The 16,572-nt window shown below is 28.5% G+C and carries 28 protein-coding genes; 23 read left to right on the top strand and 5 right to left on the bottom strand.

Going from position 1 to position 16,572, the window contains the following annotated elements; translation table 11 throughout:
- Window positions 1–122: 122 nt before the first annotated feature.
- From rpl7ae to argH, 15 genes are all read left to right on the top strand, one after another.
- On the top strand, window positions 123–491 hold the full coding sequence (rpl7ae, locus tag ACA134_RS05695; RefSeq protein ID WP_409199460.1) for a 50S ribosomal protein L7Ae: 369 nt from the start codon (window positions 123–125) through the stop codon (window positions 489–491).
- Between the two features lie 29 nt (window positions 492–520).
- Complete coding sequence (locus ACA134_RS05690; RefSeq protein WP_042692817.1) at window positions 521–727, top strand: 30S ribosomal protein S28e; 207 nt, start codon at window positions 521–523, stop codon at window positions 725–727.
- Window positions 728–750: 23 nt separating this feature from the next.
- On the top strand, window positions 751–912 hold the full coding sequence (locus ACA134_RS05685; RefSeq protein ID WP_409199459.1) for a 50S ribosomal protein L24e: 162 nt from the start codon (window positions 751–753) through the stop codon (window positions 910–912).
- Complete coding sequence (gene ndk, locus ACA134_RS05680) at window positions 909–1,361, top strand: nucleoside-diphosphate kinase (RefSeq protein WP_409199458.1); 453 nt, start codon at window positions 909–911, stop codon at window positions 1,359–1,361. The genes ACA134_RS05685 and ndk overlap by 4 nt, the downstream gene beginning before the upstream one ends.
- Window positions 1,362–1,363: 2 nt before the next feature.
- Window positions 1,364–3,154, top strand: coding sequence for a translation initiation factor IF-2 (gene infB, locus ACA134_RS05675; RefSeq protein WP_409199457.1), 1,791 nt, complete (start codon window positions 1,364–1,366; stop codon window positions 3,152–3,154).
- Between the two features lie 39 nt (window positions 3,155–3,193).
- Window positions 3,194–3,580 (top strand): 30S ribosomal protein S6e, encoded by a 387-nt coding sequence (locus tag ACA134_RS05670; RefSeq protein ID WP_409199456.1) that lies wholly within the window; start codon window positions 3,194–3,196, stop codon window positions 3,578–3,580.
- Between the two features lie 50 nt (window positions 3,581–3,630).
- Entirely contained in the window at window positions 3,631–4,845 is a 1,215-nt protein-coding gene (locus ACA134_RS05665) for a translation initiation factor IF-2 subunit gamma (RefSeq protein WP_409199455.1), read from the top strand.
- A 52-nt stretch (window positions 4,846–4,897) separates the two neighbouring features.
- On the top strand, window positions 4,898–5,251 hold the full coding sequence (locus tag ACA134_RS05660; protein WP_409199454.1) for a PIN domain-containing protein: 354 nt from the start codon (window positions 4,898–4,900) through the stop codon (window positions 5,249–5,251).
- Window positions 5,252–5,291: 40 nt separating this feature from the next.
- Complete coding sequence (locus tag ACA134_RS05655) at window positions 5,292–5,816, top strand: inorganic diphosphatase (RefSeq protein ID WP_409199453.1); 525 nt, start codon at window positions 5,292–5,294, stop codon at window positions 5,814–5,816.
- A 24-nt stretch (window positions 5,817–5,840) separates the two neighbouring features.
- Window positions 5,841–6,389 (top strand): DNA-directed RNA polymerase, encoded by a 549-nt coding sequence (locus ACA134_RS05650; protein ID WP_409199452.1) that lies wholly within the window; start codon window positions 5,841–5,843, stop codon window positions 6,387–6,389.
- Window positions 6,386–6,562 carry a transcription elongation factor subunit Spt4 gene (gene spt4 / locus ACA134_RS05645; protein ID WP_409199451.1) on the top strand — a complete coding sequence of 59 codons (177 nt, stop codon included), beginning with the start codon at window positions 6,386–6,388 and terminating at the stop codon, window positions 6,560–6,562. The genes ACA134_RS05650 and spt4 overlap by 4 nt, the downstream gene beginning before the upstream one ends.
- Window positions 6,563–6,624: 62 nt before the next feature.
- The gene (locus ACA134_RS05640) at window positions 6,625–7,080 is read left to right on the top strand and encodes a GTP-dependent dephospho-CoA kinase family protein (RefSeq protein WP_409201073.1); all 456 of its coding nucleotides are present in this window, start codon (window positions 6,625–6,627) and stop codon (window positions 7,078–7,080) included.
- Between the two features lie 13 nt (window positions 7,081–7,093).
- Entirely contained in the window at window positions 7,094–7,441 is a 348-nt protein-coding gene (locus ACA134_RS05635) for a 30S ribosomal protein S24e (RefSeq protein ID WP_409199450.1), read from the top strand.
- 12 nt (window positions 7,442–7,453) lie between these two features.
- Window positions 7,454–7,606 (top strand): 30S ribosomal protein S27ae, encoded by a 153-nt coding sequence (locus ACA134_RS05630; protein WP_409199449.1) that lies wholly within the window; start codon window positions 7,454–7,456, stop codon window positions 7,604–7,606.
- 18 nt (window positions 7,607–7,624) lie between these two features.
- Window positions 7,625–9,043 carry an argininosuccinate lyase gene (argH, locus tag ACA134_RS05625; RefSeq protein WP_409199448.1) on the top strand — a complete coding sequence of 473 codons (1,419 nt, stop codon included), beginning with the start codon at window positions 7,625–7,627 and terminating at the stop codon, window positions 9,041–9,043.
- Here argH and ACA134_RS05620 read toward each other — a convergent pair.
- Both ACA134_RS05620 and ACA134_RS05615 read right to left on the bottom strand, forming a co-directional pair.
- Window positions 9,040–9,228, bottom strand: a complete 189-nt coding sequence (locus ACA134_RS05620) for a hypothetical protein (RefSeq protein ID WP_409199447.1) — start codon at window positions 9,226–9,228, stop codon at window positions 9,040–9,042. The two genes, argH and ACA134_RS05620, sit on opposite strands and share 4 nt — an antisense overlap.
- A complete protein-coding gene (locus ACA134_RS05615) occupies window positions 9,225–10,235 on the bottom strand; it encodes a 7-cyano-7-deazaguanine synthase (protein ID WP_409199446.1) in 1,011 nt (336 codons plus the stop codon). Before ACA134_RS05615 ends, ACA134_RS05620 begins: the two co-directional genes overlap by 4 nt.
- Window positions 10,236–10,325: 90 nt before the next feature.
- Here ACA134_RS05615 and ACA134_RS05610 point away from each other — a divergent pair, with 90 nt between their 5' ends.
- From ACA134_RS05610 to rd, 3 genes are read left to right on the top strand one after another with little or no spacing between them, the layout of a single operon-like run.
- The gene (locus tag ACA134_RS05610; protein ID WP_409199445.1) at window positions 10,326–10,940 is read left to right on the top strand and encodes a DapH/DapD/GlmU-related protein; all 615 of its coding nucleotides are present in this window, start codon (window positions 10,326–10,328) and stop codon (window positions 10,938–10,940) included.
- A gap of 15 nt (window positions 10,941–10,955) precedes the next feature.
- Window positions 10,956–11,120, top strand: a complete 165-nt coding sequence (locus tag ACA134_RS05605) for a rubredoxin (RefSeq protein WP_409199444.1) — start codon at window positions 10,956–10,958, stop codon at window positions 11,118–11,120.
- A 12-nt stretch (window positions 11,121–11,132) separates the two neighbouring features.
- Window positions 11,133–11,294: a rubredoxin gene (gene rd, locus ACA134_RS05600; RefSeq protein WP_409199443.1), complete on the top strand. Its 162-nt coding sequence runs from the start codon at window positions 11,133–11,135 to the stop codon at window positions 11,292–11,294.
- Here rd and ACA134_RS05595 read toward each other — a convergent pair.
- Window positions 11,291–11,890 carry a YigZ family protein gene (locus ACA134_RS05595; protein WP_409199442.1) on the bottom strand — a complete coding sequence of 200 codons (600 nt, stop codon included), beginning with the start codon at window positions 11,888–11,890 and terminating at the stop codon, window positions 11,291–11,293. The genes rd and ACA134_RS05595 overlap by 4 nt on opposite strands.
- Before the next feature lie 76 nt (window positions 11,891–11,966).
- Between ACA134_RS05595 and ACA134_RS05590 the strand changes: the two genes are divergently transcribed.
- Window positions 11,967–12,314 (top strand): hypothetical protein, encoded by a 348-nt coding sequence (locus ACA134_RS05590; RefSeq protein ID WP_409199441.1) that lies wholly within the window; start codon window positions 11,967–11,969, stop codon window positions 12,312–12,314.
- Here the strand turns inward: ACA134_RS05590 and arfB are convergent.
- Both arfB and ACA134_RS05580 read right to left on the bottom strand, forming a co-directional pair.
- Window positions 12,311–13,003 carry a 2-amino-5-formylamino-6-ribosylaminopyrimidin-4(3H)-one 5'-monophosphate deformylase gene (gene arfB, locus ACA134_RS05585; RefSeq protein ID WP_409199440.1) on the bottom strand — a complete coding sequence of 231 codons (693 nt, stop codon included), beginning with the start codon at window positions 13,001–13,003 and terminating at the stop codon, window positions 12,311–12,313. The genes ACA134_RS05590 and arfB overlap by 4 nt on opposite strands.
- Window positions 13,004–13,011: 8 nt before the next feature.
- Window positions 13,012–13,488 (bottom strand): DUF1947 domain-containing protein, encoded by a 477-nt coding sequence (locus ACA134_RS05580; protein ID WP_409199439.1) that lies wholly within the window; start codon window positions 13,486–13,488, stop codon window positions 13,012–13,014.
- Window positions 13,489–13,784: 296 nt separating this feature from the next.
- Here ACA134_RS05580 and ACA134_RS05575 point away from each other — a divergent pair, with 296 nt between their 5' ends.
- The 4 genes from ACA134_RS05575 (at window position 13,785) to ACA134_RS05560 (ending at window position 16,524) form a co-directional block, all read left to right on the top strand.
- Window positions 13,785–14,018: an LSm family protein gene (locus ACA134_RS05575; protein ID WP_409199438.1), complete on the top strand. Its 234-nt coding sequence runs from the start codon at window positions 13,785–13,787 to the stop codon at window positions 14,016–14,018.
- Window positions 14,019–14,068: 50 nt separating this feature from the next.
- The gene (locus ACA134_RS05570) at window positions 14,069–14,254 is read left to right on the top strand and encodes a 50S ribosomal protein L37e (protein ID WP_409199437.1); all 186 of its coding nucleotides are present in this window, start codon (window positions 14,069–14,071) and stop codon (window positions 14,252–14,254) included.
- 122 nt (window positions 14,255–14,376) lie between these two features.
- Window positions 14,377–15,048: a ribonuclease III gene (gene rnc, locus ACA134_RS05565; RefSeq protein ID WP_409199436.1), complete on the top strand. Its 672-nt coding sequence runs from the start codon at window positions 14,377–14,379 to the stop codon at window positions 15,046–15,048.
- 15 nt (window positions 15,049–15,063) lie between these two features.
- A complete protein-coding gene (locus tag ACA134_RS05560; protein ID WP_409199435.1) occupies window positions 15,064–16,524 on the top strand; it encodes a homoserine O-acetyltransferase in 1,461 nt (486 codons plus the stop codon).
- Window positions 16,525–16,572 lie beyond the last annotated feature (48 nt).

Raw genomic sequence — 16,572 nt, 5'->3', positions numbered from 1 at the left:
TAATTATTAAACTAATAATTAGTGTAATTACTATTGTAATTACTTTTTGGTATTATAGCTATATTATAGTTGTAATATTTGCCGATGGATGGCATAGCCAGATGAAAAAGGAGGTAAATAAAATGGCAAAAGTTTATGTAAAATTTGACACACCTGAAGAAATTGCAAATCAGGCAGAAGAAGCATTAGAAATCGCAAAAAATACTGGTAAAGTAGCAAAAGGAACCAACGAGGTTACCAAATTTATTGAAAGAGGAGACGCAGCTCTTGTTGTAATAGCTGAAGATGTTGATCCTGAAGAAATTGTAGCTCATATTCCTGTTTTAGCTGAAGAAAAGGAAATTCCTTTCGTATATTTAGCTACTAAAGAAAAAGTTGGTGGAGCTGCTGGTTTAAGCGTTGGTACTGCTTCTGCTTGTATCGTAAATGCTGGGGATGCTGAAGAGTCAGTAAAAGAAATCGTTGAAAAAGTCGCAGAACTTAAAGAATAATCTTTTTTGATTGTCTTAAGGTGATTTAGATGGAAGAAGGAACTCCAGCTGAAGTCATTGAAGTTCTTAAAAGAACTGGAATGACTGGTGAGGTTATGCAAATTAAATGCAGAATCTTAGATGGAAGAGATAAAGGTAGAATTTTAACAAGAAACATTATGGGTCCTGTAAGAGAAGGAGACATTTTAATGTTGCTTGATACAATTAGGGAAGCTAAGGAAATTAGGACTCCTTAATCTACTATAGAAGGTGTATGTAAATGAGAACTTGTTCATTCTGTAATAAAGAAATAGATGAAGGTACTGGAAAGATGTATGTCAAGAAAGACGGTTCTATTTATTTTTTTTGTGGCAGTAAATGCGAAAAAAACATGATTCAACTTGGTAGAGTACCAAGAAAAGTCAAATGGGTTAAAGAATGATTGAAAAAAGTTTTGTAATGATGAAACCAGATGCTGTTGCAAGACGCCTTATGGGCAAAGTCTTGACCAGATTTGAAGAAAAAGGTCTTAAAATTGTAGCTATGAAGTTAATTCATATTAATGAAGATTTAGCTAAAACTCATTATGGAGAACATAGTGATAAACCGTTTTTCAATGATTTAGTTTCATATATTATATCATCTCCATCACTTGCTATGGTTATTGAAGGTGATGATGCAATTAGTTTAATTAGGAAAATTGTAGGTGCTACAAATCCTAAAGAAGCTGATCTTGGAACAATTCGTGGAGATTATGCAATGGATATGGGAAGAAATATCATCCATGCTTCAGATGCTCCAGAATCTGCAAAACGCGAAATCAATCTCTTTTTCAATGAAGAAGAAATTTGTGACTACGAAATAACAGACAATATTTGGCTTTATGAATAATTATGAAAATTAGATCCCCTATTGTATCAGTTTTGGGTCATGTAGACCATGGTAAAACATCTTTATTAGATTTTATTAGAGGAAGTACTATAGCTGATAGAGAAGCTGGTGGTATTACTCAACATATTGGTGCTACTGAAATACCGATTGATACAATTGATGCTATTTGCGGAGATTTTATTCAAAAATTGACTATTAAAGATACAATTCCAGGATTATTTTTTATAGACACTCCAGGACATGCAGCATTCACTACTTTAAGAAAACGTGGTGGAGCTCTTGCTGATTTAGCTATTTTAATAGTAGATATTAATGAAGGATTCAAACCTCAAACTCTTGAAGCATTAAATATTTTGAAAATGTATAAAACTCCATTTATTGTTGCAGCTAATAAAGTTGATAGAATATTTGGATGGGATTCAAAAGAAAATGCTTCTTTTAGTGAAACTTTTCCTCATCAAGCTCAAAGTGTTAAACAAGAATTAGATAATAAAATCTATGAACTTGTAGGAACTCTTCATAAAGAAGGTTTCCAATCTGAGAGATTTGATAGGATAAGTAATTTTGCTTCTCAAATTAGTATAATACCTATTAGTGCTAAAACTGGTGAAGGAATTATAGAATTAATAGCTATGCTTCTTGGTTTAGCTCAAGAATATTTGACTGAACAATTACAAATTCAAGAAGATGCTCCTGCTAAAGGAACTGTTTTGGAAATTAAAGAAGAAACAGGATTAGGTATTACTATTGATTCAATAATTTATGATGGTGTCTTAAGGAAAAATGATGAAATTGGTCTTATGGTATCTTCTAATGATGTTTTAATAACTAATATTAGATCATTATTAAAACCATTACCTTTAGAAGAAATGAGGGATTCTAAAAAGAAATTTAAAAAAGTCGATGAAGTTGTTGCAGCTGCAGGAATTAAAATAGCTGCTCCTAACTTAGATGATGTTGTTTCTGGTTCACCACTTAGAGTTTTAAGTGATAAAGACGATGCTGAAACTGAAATATTAAAAGAAGTGGAAGACATTGCTATTGATACTGAAAGTGAAGGAATATTAATTAAAGCAGATACCTTAGGTTCTCTAGAAGCTATGGTAAAGCTATTCCGTGATTTAAATGTTCCAATTCGTTCAGCAGAAATTGGTGATGTTAATCGTCGTGATATTATAAACTCATCTATAGCTCAAAAAGAAAACGAACTGCATGGAGCAATCGTTGCTTTTAATGTAAAAGTTTTAACAAATTGTGAAGAAGATTTAGATGCATCAGACATTCAACTATTCTCTGGTGATGTTATTTATAAGATCATTGAAGAATATGAAGAATGGATTAATGATAAAGAAGAAGAAAAGCGTAAAAATGTTTATGATAACATTGTTAAGCCTGGAAAGTTTATGTCTTTGCCTAAGTTAACTTTCCGTCAAAGTAAACCTGCAATTGTTGGTATTGAAGTAATTAGTGGTACTGTTAAACAAAATCAAAAAGTTATTAATGCTGATGATGAAGTTGTTGGTACTATTTTAAGTATGGAAGATAAGGGTGATACCTTACCATCAATATCAAAAGGTGATAGGGTTGCTATGGCTATTAAAGATGCTATTGTAGGTAAACATTTTGATGAAGGCGATGAACTTTATATTGATATTCCTGAAAAACATTATAAATATGTTGAAAGAGAATTTGCAGATAAATTATCTGAAGATGAAATTCAAACGCTTCAAGAATTTGTTGAAATTAAACGTAAACAAGACCCTGATTGGGGAGCTTTTGGGCTTTTTGAATAATTATAATTAATAATAAACAAATTAAAGGAGGAAAATACCATGGTATTTAAAGTTGTTGTCTCTGATAAAAACGAAAGCTATCAAGTAGAATTTGATGATACTAATAAAGATCTCATTGGTTTGACTATTGGTGATGATTTTGATGGTGGAGTCTTAGGCTTAGATGGTTATGACTTAAAAATCACTGGTGGCAGTGATAAAAACGGTTTTACTATGAAAAATGATGTTCCTGGTTCTAGGAGAATTAAAAGTTTATTATCTGGCGGCATAGGTTATAAACCTAAAGCTAAAGGAGTTAAAAGAAGAAAAACCGTTAGAGGTAATACTATATCTGATGATATAGTTCAAATTAATACTATTGTTGTATCAGCAGGTAAGAAAAAAATTGCTGATATATTAAATGCTGATGATGAAGCAGAAGAATAGATTAGCTATTTTTCTACTTTAATCAGAATTAAAATAAAAAGGTGTAATCTGTGAAAGTACAATCTGATGTAAACATTGGTTTAGTAGGTCATGTAGACCATGGTAAGACAACTCTTACTAAAGCTTTATCAGGAATCTGGACAGATACCCATAGTGAAGAAACAAAAAGAGGAATTTCCATTCGTTTAGGTTATGCTGATATCGAATTTAGGAAATGTGAGGATTGTGAAGAACCTTTATGTTATACTACATCTGAAATTTGTGAAAACTGTGGTAAAAAAACTGAATTATTAAGAAAGGTTTCTTTTGTTGATGCTCCAGGGCATGAAACTCTAATGGCAACTATGTTGTCTGGAGCTGCTATAATGGACGGTGCAGTTTTAGTTATAGCTGCAAATGAATATTGTCCGCAACCTCAAACTAAAGAACATTTAATGGCTCTTGATGTTATTGGTGTTAAAGACGTTATTGTTGTTCAAAATAAAATAGACATTGTTTCTAAAGAAAGAGCTATTGAAAGCTATGATGAAATCAAAGAATTTGTTAAAGGTACATGTGCTGAAGATGCACCTATCATTCCAGTTTCAGCACAACAAGGTGCAAATATTGATATATTAATTGATACAATTAATAAAAAAATCAAAACACCAAAAAGAAGTTCCAGAAAATCTCCTTTAATGCATGTTGCAAGATCTTTTGATATTAACAAACCAGGTTCTAGACCTGATGCTATCAAAGGGGGAGTAATTGGAGGAACTTTAATTCAAGGTACTCTTAAAGTTGGTGGTGAAATCGAAATTCGCCCAGGTATTAATAACAATAATGAATGGATAAGTTTAACTTCTGAAATTATTGGATTAAATGCTAATGGTGAAGATGTAGAAAAAATTGGTCCTGGTGGATTAATTGGTGTAGCTACTAAATTAGATCCTTCACTAACAAAAGCTGATTCATTATCTGGTTCAGTAGCTGGAAAAGTAGGTTCCTTACCTGATGTTCTCCATAGTTTTGATATGGAAGCTCATTTACTTGATCGTGTTGTAGGTACTAAAGAAGAAAAGGACGTTGCTCCTATTAAACTTAAAGAACCTTTAATGATTAATTGTGGAACTACTACTACTGTTGGTGTTGTTACTTCAACTAAAAAAAATAAAATTAATGTATCTCTTAAATTACCAGTTTGTGCAAGCAAAGGGGATAGAGTTGCATTAAGTCGTAGAGTTGGAGCTCGTTGGAGATTAATAGGATATGGAATTATTCAATAATTTAAAGGGATAATATGGAGATTAAAGAAGTAGTAATTGATACAAATTTTTCATGATTCCCTTTCAGTTCAATATTGATATAATAGATGAACTTGAAAAAGCTTTACCTGGTTATGATTTAATTACTCCTCAATTTGTCATTGATGAATTGATTGGGTTAAAAAATAATAAGAAAAGCAAAATTAGGGTAAATGCAAATTTGGCTTTAAAAATTACTAATTCGCCTTCTATTAAAATAAAAGATATTCCTTTAAAAGACAATGAATCTGTTGATGATGCTTTAATTAGAATTTCAAAAATCTTAGCTACTAATGATATTGAACTTAGAAAACGTGCAAAAGCAAAAGGAATTGTAGTTGCATATTTAAGACAAAAAAGATATATAAGTATTGATGGAAAGCTATGATTTATTATAATAATTTATTAAAAATATATTTGGTGAAAAAATGAATCTATGGAAAGATCTTGAACCTGGTACTAATATACCAGATGTTGTTACAGCTGTTATTGAGGTTCCTAAAGGTTCTAGAAACAAATATGAATATGATAAAGACAAAGAATCATTTATATTAGATAGAGTTTTATATTCTCCTGTCCATTATCCTGCTGATTATGGTTTTATTCCAAAATCAACTTACTTTGATGGAGATCCAATGGACATTCTTGTTTTAATGGAACAAGAAACTTTTCCAGGATGTGTTATTGAAGCAAGACCTATTGGAATTATGGGTATGATTGATGGTGGAGATAAAGATTATAAGATTTTATCTGTGCCTGTAGATGATCCTAGATTTGCTGATGTAAACGACATTAGTGATGTTCCTAAACATTTATTAAGGGAAATTGAACATTTCTTCAGTATTTATAAAAATCTTGAAGGAAAAGAAGTAGAAGTTTTAGGATGGGAAGATGCTAAAGCTGCTAAAGAAGAATTAATTCTTTCTTTAGAAATGTATAAAGAAAAATTTTAAATTTGAGGGATTAACTTGTATTACATGACTACAATTGAGGACACAGTAAGAATTCCGCCATCTAGATTCGAAGATCCTCTTGAAGAAGTAGCTATTCAAACATTAAATGAAGCTTATAATGGTTCTTTAGATAAGAACTTAGGTTTACTTGTTAATGTTAATGAAATAGATGAAATTGGTGAAGGGAAACTCATTATGGGTGATGGTGCTTCTTATCATAGTGTTGTTTTTAAAGCTATATTTTTTAAGCCTGAACAACAAGAAATTATTGATGGAGAAGTTATTGAAATAGCTGAATTTGGAGCTTTTGTTAGAATAGGTCCTATGGATGGTTTAGTTCATGTTTCTCAAGTAACTGATGATTATATTAATTATGATGCTAAAAGAGGAGCATTAATAGCTAAAGAATCTAATAAAACATTAGATGAAGGGGATCTTGTCAGATCTAGAATTGTTGCTATTAGTCTTAAAGATAACTCTACTAAGAACACTAAAATCGGTCTTACTATGAGACAAAATGGATTAGGTAGATTTGAATGGATAGAAGAAGCTAAAAGGAAGGCTAAAAAATGAATGCATGTACTTCTTGTAAATTAATTAGCTCAAAAGAACGCTGTCCAGTTTGTAATAATCCTACTAGTTCTAATTGGAGCGGACTTTTAATTATAACTGATCCTGACCAATCTGATGTTGCTAAAGAACTTGGAATTACTTTAGCTGGGGAATATTGCCTAAGGGTAAGATAAATTAAAGAGGTATAATTTTGTATAAAATTAATAATGAAGTGATTGATGAGCTTAAAGCCCCTATGGGTAAGCTATATCCATCTTTTGAAGATGCAATTCCAGAAATTAAAAAATCAGAATTTTTTATATCAGTTGGTGATGCAACTTTAAATAATTTAATTCAAAATAATATATACCCAAATTTGAGTATTATTGATAATCTTATTCAAAGAAAAAATCATGATTATAAAATTATAAAATCAGAGCTACTTTATAATGCAAAAAACCCGTCTGGATTTATTACTGAAAATTTATGGGAAACCATAGATACTGCTATAAATTCAGCAATTAATAATGATAATCATCATTTGATTGTTGTTGATGGTGAAGAAGATCTTGCTGTTTTACCATGTATTTTAATTGCACCAGATGAAACTACTATTGCTTATGGACAACCTAATGAAGGTTTAGTTCTATTAAAAGTTTCTGATGTCAAAAATAAAGCAGAAAATATTTTAAATAATTTTACAAAACTTTAAAGAGGTTTTAAATATGGAAATTGATATTATTAATCAAAAAGATAACAAGGTTTTAAATAGAAATGAAGTAAAATTCGTTTGTGATTATGAAGGAGAAGCTACTCCTAAAATATTAGATGTTAAAAGTAAATTAATAGCTTTATTAAATACTAAAAAAAATTTGATTGTTATTGATTCACTTCAACCTCACTTTGGTGAAGCTAAAGCTTTAGGTTATGCAAAAGTTTATAATACTAAAGATGATTTAGATTATATTGAAACTGAAAGTGTAATTGCAAAAAATGCTGAACCAGAAGAAGAACCTGTTGAAGAAGAAGCTGAAGAAGCTCCTGTCGAAGAAGAGACAGAAGCTGAAGAATAAGGAGTTTTTAATATGAAAGTATCTAATCTTTACAAAGTAGATGGAGATAAAATCGAAAGAAAAAACCAAATTTGCCCACGTTGTTCTGATGGTGTTTTTATGGCAGACCATAAAGATAGAGTTGCTTGTGGTAAATGCGGTTATACTGAAATGAAAAAGAAATAATATTGCTAGGTGAGTTGTGTGAATTTAAGAAGTGGTAGACTAAATCAAGAGATGAGTAGTGAAGCAGCAGACTACACTTCTTCTTTAACTTCTGATAAAGTTATTTTTTATGCTGATATTAAATGTAATTTTGCTCATGTTTTAATGCTTAAGCATGAAAAAATTATTGATGCAGATATAGCTGATAAAATTTTAGAAGCTTTAGATAAATTAAAAGAGGAAGGTTATGAAGCTTTAACTTTTGATAATTCAGTTGAAGATGTTCACATGGCTATTGAAAATTATGTTACAAATATTGTTGGTCCTGATGGAGGATTTATGCATACTGCAAAATCTCGTAATGATCAAGTAGCTACTGATATCAGATTAGTTTTAAGAGATAAAATTACTGAAATTCAAATAGCTATTTTAGATTTTATTGAAGGATTAACTTTACTAGCATCAGAACACTTAGAAACAGTTATGGTTGGTTATACCCATCTTCAACATGCTCAACCTATAACTATTGCTCATCATTTAATGGCATATGCTCAATCTTTAAAAAGAGATTATGAACGTTTAGACGATACATATAAACGTGTTAATTTAAATCCTTTAGGTTCAGCTGCTATGACTACTACAAGTTTTCCTATTAATAGGGAGCTTACAACAAAATTACTTGGATTTTCTAAGTTCTTAGAAAACTCAATGGATGGAGTCTCATCAAGAGATTTCATTAGTGAAACTGTTTTTGATTTATCTTCACTTATGACTACCTTATCTAAAATATGTGAAGAACTTATTTTATGGAGTTCTTATGAATTTGGTGTTGTTAAAATAGCTGATGAATATTCATCTACTTCTTCAATAATGCCACAAAAAAAGAACCCTGATGTTGCTGAACTTGCAAGATCTAAAGCTACTATTGTAAATGGTGAACTTATAACTATATTAACTATTTTAAAAGCTATTCCTTATACATATAATAGAGATTTACAAGAAATTACTCCTCATTTATGGAATGCAGTTACTGTTAGTGAAGATACATTAAATATTGTTACTAAAATGCTTTTATCTGCAGAATTTAATAAAAAAAGATGTCTTGAACTTGCAGGAAGTAATTTTGCAACTGTTACAGATTTAGCAGACTTAATGGTCAGAGAAAGAAAAATACCATTTAGAACTGCTCATAAAATTGTAGGACGTGTTGTAAATGAGGCTATTGATCAAAATAAATCTACAAATGATATTGATTCTGAGTTTATTGATAATATAGCTATTGAATTAGATTTTAAACCTTTAAATTTAGGGGATGAATTAGTTCAAAAAGTTCTAGATCCTTTAGAAAATGTTAAGATAAGATCTGTTCCAGGTGGACCTTCTCCTGAAATGGTAAATTTAGCTATTAGTAATTTAACTGAATTTTTAAACGAAGAGTTTGAAAAGAAAGGAATTTAATCTTTATTTTTTTTTAAATATTCCCAATCTTCTTTAATTTCATCTGATAGTTCTTTATCTCCTTCTATAATTGGACCAGTATATGAACAATTTTTACATTCCCACATTGACCAAATTTGTGGTATAACCCAATCTACATCAGTTGAACCACATCTTGGACATATTTTTAAACTTCTTTTAATCATTTATAAAAACTCCAAATTAAATCTAATGCTTCTCCAGATTCTAAAGCTGATGCTCTAGTTTCTCTTAAGATTCTTCCTATAGAAAATTTTTTCATATGAGGATATTTTTTATGTACTTCATATAATAATGGACATCCAAAACCTTCAATTTTTTCAATTCCATAATCACTAACAAGTTCTTTTATTTCATATTTAGATGTAAGTAAAATAGCTGGAAGATTTAATCTTGTGATATTACCGTCCACTTTTATTGATTGATTACCTGTTGATATCATATCGCCATAAATTACTAAAGGTATATCCATGCTACGTGCAACTTTATTAATTTCTTCTTCAATTTGTTTAGAACAATTTCCACAAGGATGTTTTTTTCCACTTAATGATTCTTCAATAATTGTAGTATAATCTGATTTAACATATTTATGAGGAACATTTAACTTTTCAGTTAAATTTTCAATATTTCTTTTAAAATGATTTGGTAGTATTATTGAACCAGGATCAATTGAAATAGCTATTACATCAAATCCTAAAGCTTTTGCAATAATTAATGAAAAACTACTATCTACTCCTCCAGATAAAGCAACAATAGCTTTTTGTGAGGTGTTAAAATCATTATTTTTAAAAAATTCTTTATAATTAAATGAATAAATATTATTAATTTTATTTTCAATTAATGTTTTTAAATTTAAAAAAGGCTCTTTATTTAATTTAGTTTCATTTATAAACTTATTTAAATATTTTAAGGATAATTCTAATTTGTATTTTTTTAAAATAAATTCTTCATAACTTTCAACATGGATATTATCTAAAGATAGGTCTTCTTTTAATCTTCCTACAACCCAGCCACCTTTTCCAATTATGGCTGATTTATCAACTCTATCTTCTCCAATAATCCATAAATCTTTATTTTTTAGAAAAATTTCTTTGATATTAATATCAACTTTATCATGATCAATATCTTTTCTTATTTTATTGATTTTCTCTATTATTGAATTTTTATCATACAAACTATCATCCTTATAAATAAATTTTAAAACAATAAATAATATATATTAAGTAAACTATATTAATTTATATAAAAAATCTAAAGTGATAATATGGTAAAGTTTTTAGGAATAATAGGCGAAGATGAGAATAAATCTGAAGATATGCCTATGTTTAAAGAAGAGGACAATATTCAGTTCGGAGTATCTTATAAACGATTTTCTAAAGCTCCAGTTATTGGGAAAAACTTTACTATTCGTTCTAACTCAATAATATATGATGATGTTGTTATTGGTGATGATTTTAGAACAGGACACAATGTTGTAATACGTGAAAATACTAATATTGGTGATGATGTTTTAATTGGTACTAATACTATTATTGAAGGAGATTGTGTTATTGGAAATAATGTAAGTATACAATCAAATGTATATATTCCTACAAATAGTATTATAGAAGACAATGTTTTCATTGGACCTTGTGCTTGTTTTACAAATGATAGATATCCTGTCAGAGTAGACTATGGATTACAAGGCCCTCAAATTAGAAGAGGTGCATCAATTGGAGGAAATACTACATTTCTTTCAAATTTAGAAGTTGGGGAAGGTTCTATGGTAGCTGCAGGAGCAGTTGTTACTCGAAGTGTTCCTCCTTATTATTTAGCTATTGGAACTCCAGCTAGAATTAAACCTTTACCTGATAAATTCAGAGTACCAAATATGATTTAATTGGAGGAGATTAATTTGACTAAATATAAATGTTCAATTTGTGGTTATGTTTATGATAGCGAAATAGGTGATCCTAATCGTGGAATTGAAGCAGGTACTGCTTTTGAAGATTTACCAGATAATTTTAAATGCCCAGTATGTGGGGCTGGTAAAACTTTTTTCAAAGAAATTAAAAATTAAAAGGTGATAATTATGGATAAATATGAATGTAAAGTTTGTGGTTATGTATATGATCCTGAGAAGGGAGATACTGCAAACGGAATTGAAGCAGGAACTGCTTTTGAAGATTTACCAGATGATTGGACTTGCCCACTATGTGGTGTAGGTAAAGATCAATTTGAAAAAACAGATTAAATTTTTTCTAAAGCTTTTTTACATTTAAAATTAATTTCAGAAATTAATTTTAACTTTTCTTTTATTTTTTTAATATTTTCACTTTCTTTTGAGATGATATCATAGCTAACTTTATCTTCAAAACTTTTAGCTATTATATGAATTTGATATTTTCTAAGTTCTTGTTCAATTTGTTTTAAATCATTATAATTAAAAATTATTTGATAAATATCATAATGCTCTATTTCAATTATTTCACTTTCACTAATGGCTTCTAAAACAGATTTATTATATGCTCTAACAAGTCCACCAGCTCCAAGTTTTATACCACCAAAATATCTTGTAACAATAGCTACAATATTATGTAAATCATTTTTTCTTAAGGCATTTAGCATTGGTTTACCTGCTGTTCCACTTGGTTCTCCATCATCATCAAAACCTTCACCATCATCTACAATATAAGCTGTACAATTATGAGTAGCATCACTATATTTATTTGAAATTTTATTAATAATCTCTTTGCTGTCACTTTGTGTTTTAGCAGGATATAATCTACAAATGAATTGTGATTTTTTAATTTTTATTTCACTTTTTATAGGTTTTTTTATTGTTTTCATTTTTAATGCCTTAGAAAAAATTTATATATTTTGAATTATATAATTATTATTAACTTTTTTTAAAATGAGGTTAATTATGAATAAGAGAACTGCAAATGTTTTAGTTATTTTTACAATTTCAATTATTGCTTTAAGTTGTGCTAATATCTTTGCATTTATGAGCGATGGTATATTAATTCCAGATAGTAATAATCAGTTTATAAATAGCTCAGTTTTTGATAATAATAATTCTAGTGATGATTCAACATATTCTGGAGATGTTGCATCAGAATCAAATAACTATGAATCAACTTATTCTAATTATGAAAGTTCTAATAACTATTATGAAGAACCAGTTTCAGATGAAAGTGGTGGTAGTTCTGAAGGAGAACATTCTGCTGAAAGTACTGGAGATTCTGGACATACAGATGAAACAAGTAATTAAAAATCTAATAACTTCTCAACATCTAATAAAACAGAATTTATAGCTAAATTAAATAATTGTTCACCATAAGTTTCATCAATATAAACTCCATTTTCTTCTATATCTTTTGCTCCTTCTTCTATATTAATATCATTTTCTCGAGCTTTTTTAAATCCATGAAGACCAACTTCATTATAAATTCTAACATCTGCTTGTTTATCGATTTCATCTTCATTAACAATATTTAATACTTTTCCCATTGAAAGCTCACCGCTACCTCCGTGAGGCCCTTCATTTTCAATTATAGTATTATTTAATGTTATTATAAGTGATGTTTCATCTTCAATATCATTTAATTCATTAATTAATGGAATATTTCCTCCATGAGCATTAACAATTATTATCTTCTCAAGATTTAAGAATTTTCTAGCTGAATTTAAAGTAGCTATAATATTTTCTTTTAAAATATCTAAACTTACATGTTGGCCATGATCTATTTCATCAAGCTCATAAGCTGGATAGATTACTCCTAAAAATTTTGCTCCACTTTCAAGTGACGCTTTAAAAGCAATATTTGTAGCAATTTTTGCATCTGTATCTATAGGTAAAGCTGGGCCATGATTTTCAAGATGTGAACCTAAAGCTATTATTCCAATTTTATGGACATTTTCATTAGCTATTTTACCTGCATTATATCTTAAATCAGCCATAATAATCACTAAATTTCAAAGTTCCAGATATTATCTCCAACAAAGTGTTTTGTTTCAATAGCTTTACCAGAATCATTATCTATCATTTCTTGACCAGTTAATAAGCTAACTCCAATAGCTAATGGTTTTTTATGATTTTCATCAACAATCAATACAGTATCTCCTGGTTTAATGTTATCTGTTGCATCAACTATTCCAGGACTCATTATATCTGCACCATTTGTAACAAATTTAATAGCTCCCATATCTACAGTAACAGTTTTCCAATTAAAATCTATTGATAGAGCTGCTTTTAATGTTGGAAATGGTTTATCCTCTATTAATATAACATTTGGTTTATTATCTACAAGGATAAATGAATTAGGATCTATTTCTAAATATTCGACTTTACTATTATCTGGAATAATATCACTATATTCACCTAAGTCTTTTTTTAACTCCTTAATTTTTTTCTTTTTTAAAAAATTTCTTTTTTTAATTTTCAATATTAACACCTGTTATGTTATTAACTTATGTATTTTGTCTTAAAAATATTTGATTGTTTTATATTGAACTTTATTATCTTTTTTTAAATGTAGTTTATATCATTTTATAAGAAAATCTAAAAACATTTATATACAAGTTTTTCCAAACTATTTATATTAATTATTATTAGCTTTAAAATAATATTAATAATAAAACTTAGCTTATAGAATTAATTTTATAATTTATTTGTATATATTAATGCATTTAAATTTATGTCTATTAAATAAAAAAATATTTTAAATTAAATGGTGATATCGTGAGCGGACAACAAAATGTTCAAAGACCCCTAGATGCTTTAGGAAAATCAGTAAATTCTCCTGTTTTAATCAAACTTAAAGGAGATCGTGAATTCAGAGGAATACTTAAAAGCTTTGATTTACACATGAATCTAGTTTTAAATGATGCAGAAGAATTACAAGATGGAGAAATCACTAGAAAACTTGGTATTGTCTTGATTAGAGGAGACAATATTGTTTACATATCTCCATAAGGGTTTAATTTTAATATTTTTAACGCACTAAATAAAAAGGAGGTTTGTCAATGAAAGGTACTCCCTCAATGGGTAAGAAGAATAAAAAAACCCATATAAGATGTAGAAGATGTGGAAGAAACACTTATCACAAACGTAAAAAAGCTTGTGCTTCTTGTGGATTTGGAAAATCTAAAAAGATTAGAAGATACAGCTGGCAAAACAAAAAACCTACTACAGGTCAAAGATTAGTTTAAATTTTTCACAATTTTTTTTTACTTTTTTTAATTATTTTTTTTTTAATTTTTCAGTAATTTATATAAATATTAATGCTAAATATATAAGTAACAAAATTATATTTACTTTATTGAGGTTTTTTATGAAGATATTACAAGAATTAAACATAGTTCCTAATAACAGAAGATTATATGATATTGCTTTAATTCATGGTTCTTGTTCTATTAAATTCGGTACTGATGAAGATTATGAACGTTTGGAGTATTTAGGGGATTCTGTTTTAAATTTAATTGTATCTGAATATTTATATAATGAGTATCCTGATAAAGGTGAAGGCTTTCTTACAAAATTAAGAGCTAATTATGTATGTCAAAATGCATTAATTTATTATTGTAAAGATATGGGATTACATGATTATCTAACAATATGTATTAATGAAAATCAGATTAGTGAAAATGAAGTATTATCTATATATGCAGATATTGTAGAAGCATTTTTAGGTGCAATATTTTTAGATCAAGGACTTTTAAAAGCAAAAGAACTTGCAACTAAATACATTTTTAAACATATTGATGATAAGAAAATATTTTTTATGGATTACAAGTCTGAAATAAAAGAATATGCAGATGCAAACAATCATGTGATAAAATATGAGTTAATTGATGAACAAGGATTTCCACATAATAAAACATTCACAATTAAAATATTAATTGATGGTATTGAATATGGTGTTGGTATTGGGAAAAATAAAAAAGAATCTGAACAAGTTGCTGCTCAACAAGCTATTGATAAATTAGGAATTGAAATTAATTAATTTACTGGTGTTTTAATGAATAAAAAATCTGTAGGAATTGTAGAAACAAAATATTATGATATTGAAGAAGAAATCAAACTAGCATCTGGTAAATCATTAAAAAACATTACAGTTGCTTATGAAACATATGGTAAATTAAATAAAGAAAAAAATAATGGAATTTTAGTTTGTCATGCCTTATCAGGTGATGCACATGCTGCAGGTTGGCATAAAGGAGATTCAAAACCAGGATGGTGGGAAATTTTAATAGGTCCTGGTAAAGCACTAGATACAACAAAATACTTTATAATATGTTCTAATGTTTTAGGTGGATGTAAAGGAACTACAGGACCTTCATCAATAAATCCTACCAATGGTAAAGAATATGGTACTGATTTTCCAGTAATAACAATTAAAGATATGGTAAATGTTCAAGAAAAGCTAATAAAACATTTAGGTATCGCTAAATTAATTGTTATTGGTGGATCAATGGGAGGAATGCAAACATTACAATGGTTAACATCATATCCTCATATGGTTAAAAAAGCTATTCCAATAGCTACTACTTCAAGATCAACTCCTCAACAAATTGCTTTTAATGAAGTAGGTAGGCAATCTATAGTAGCTGATCCTAATTGGAATGGTGGAAAATATTATGAAACAGGTAAAATTCCTCAAAATGGATTATCTGTAGCTCGTATGATTGCACATATTACTTATTTAAGTGATGAATCAATGTATCTTAAATTTGGACGTGACCTGCAAGATAAAGATGAAATTACTTATGATTTATCAATGGATTTTCAAGTAGAAAGCTATCTTCACTATCAGGGAGAATCATTTGTTAAGAGATTTGATGCAAATAGCTATTTATATATTACAAAAGCAATCGATTACTTTGATTTATCTAAAAACGGATCATTAGTTGATGGACTTAAAGGAATTGATTCTAAAATAGAATTAATTTCAGTAGATTCAGATTGGTTATATCCAACTGAGCAAACAATGGATTTAGTTTCAGCTCTTGCAGCTAATAATGTGGAAGTATCTTTTTCTGAGTTAAAATCACCTTATGGTCATGATGCATTTCTTTTAGAAGAAGGTCAATTAAATTATATTTTAACAAAGTTTCTAGAAGATCATGTTGTTGGAGATTTAATGAAAGAAGATGTTCCAACAATTAAAGAAAATGCAAAAATAGAAGAAGCAGCTATGTTAATGTTAGATAAGAAGGTAACACATTTACCAGTTATAACAGATGATAATAAATTAATAGGAATTGTAACTAGTTGGGATTTATCTAAATCAATAGCTACAAACTGTAATCAACTTAAAGAAGTAATGACAAAAAATGTAAAATATTGTAAAGCTTCTGATGATATAGAATTAATTGCAAGTATGATGAGGGAATTTAACATTTCATCATTACCTGTTGTAGATGATTCTTTAAAATTAAAAGGAATAATAACTGTAGATCAAATTAGTCATTTAATATAATTAATTTTTTACAGTTTTTAAAAAGGAATAATAACTGAGATTAAATTA

This window comes from Methanobrevibacter sp. DSM 116169, assembly GCF_046197865.1.
In the GTDB taxonomy this organism is placed as follows: Archaea; Methanobacteriota; Methanobacteria; order Methanobacteriales; family Methanobacteriaceae; genus JAHKLT01.
Note: the sequence above shows the minus strand (reverse complement) of the source record. Positions and strands in the feature narration are given on the sequence as shown.

Bases quoted from the DNA above. Each gene is read 5' to 3' on its own strand.
- ACA134_RS05620 (WP_409199447.1), bottom strand. From the start codon at position 9,228: ATGATTAAAAGAAGTTTAAAAATATGTCCAAGATGTGGTTCAACTGAT.
- ndk (WP_409199458.1), top strand. From the start codon at position 909: ATGATTGAAAAAAGTTTTGTAATGATGAAACCAGATGCTGTTGCAAGA.
- ACA134_RS05685 (WP_409199459.1), top strand. From the start codon at position 751: ATGAGAACTTGTTCATTCTGTAATAAAGAAATAGATGAAGGTACTGGA.
- infB (WP_409199457.1), top strand. From the start codon at position 1,364: ATGAAAATTAGATCCCCTATTGTATCAGTTTTGGGTCATGTAGACCAT.
- ACA134_RS05640 (WP_409201073.1), top strand. From the start codon at position 6,625: ATGGGTAAGCTATATCCATCTTTTGAAGATGCAATTCCAGAAATTAAA.
- ACA134_RS05690 (WP_042692817.1), top strand. From the start codon at position 521: ATGGAAGAAGGAACTCCAGCTGAAGTCATTGAAGTTCTTAAAAGAACT.
- ACA134_RS05570 (WP_409199437.1), top strand. From the start codon at position 14,069: ATGAAAGGTACTCCCTCAATGGGTAAGAAGAATAAAAAAACCCATATA.
- ACA134_RS05660 (WP_409199454.1), top strand. From the start codon at position 4,898: ATGATTCCCTTTCAGTTCAATATTGATATAATAGATGAACTTGAAAAA.
- ACA134_RS05630 (WP_409199449.1), top strand. From the start codon at position 7,454: ATGAAAGTATCTAATCTTTACAAAGTAGATGGAGATAAAATCGAAAGA.
- rpl7ae (WP_409199460.1), top strand. From the start codon at position 123: ATGGCAAAAGTTTATGTAAAATTTGACACACCTGAAGAAATTGCAAAT.
- ACA134_RS05590 (WP_409199441.1), top strand. From the start codon at position 11,967: ATGAATAAGAGAACTGCAAATGTTTTAGTTATTTTTACAATTTCAATT.
- ACA134_RS05655 (WP_409199453.1), top strand. From the start codon at position 5,292: ATGAATCTATGGAAAGATCTTGAACCTGGTACTAATATACCAGATGTT.
- ACA134_RS05610 (WP_409199445.1), top strand. From the start codon at position 10,326: ATGGTAAAGTTTTTAGGAATAATAGGCGAAGATGAGAATAAATCTGAA.
- ACA134_RS05650 (WP_409199452.1), top strand. From the start codon at position 5,841: ATGACTACAATTGAGGACACAGTAAGAATTCCGCCATCTAGATTCGAA.
- spt4 (WP_409199451.1), top strand. From the start codon at position 6,386: ATGAATGCATGTACTTCTTGTAAATTAATTAGCTCAAAAGAACGCTGT.
- rnc (WP_409199436.1), top strand. From the start codon at position 14,377: ATGAAGATATTACAAGAATTAAACATAGTTCCTAATAACAGAAGATTA.
- ACA134_RS05635 (WP_409199450.1), top strand. From the start codon at position 7,094: ATGGAAATTGATATTATTAATCAAAAAGATAACAAGGTTTTAAATAGA.
- ACA134_RS05595 (WP_409199442.1), bottom strand. From the start codon at position 11,890: ATGAAAACAATAAAAAAACCTATAAAAAGTGAAATAAAAATTAAAAAA.
- rd (WP_409199443.1), top strand. From the start codon at position 11,133: ATGGATAAATATGAATGTAAAGTTTGTGGTTATGTATATGATCCTGAG.
- arfB (WP_409199440.1), bottom strand. From the start codon at position 13,003: ATGGCTGATTTAAGATATAATGCAGGTAAAATAGCTAATGAAAATGTC.
- ACA134_RS05670 (WP_409199456.1), top strand. From the start codon at position 3,194: ATGGTATTTAAAGTTGTTGTCTCTGATAAAAACGAAAGCTATCAAGTA.
- ACA134_RS05560 (WP_409199435.1), top strand. From the start codon at position 15,064: ATGAATAAAAAATCTGTAGGAATTGTAGAAACAAAATATTATGATATT.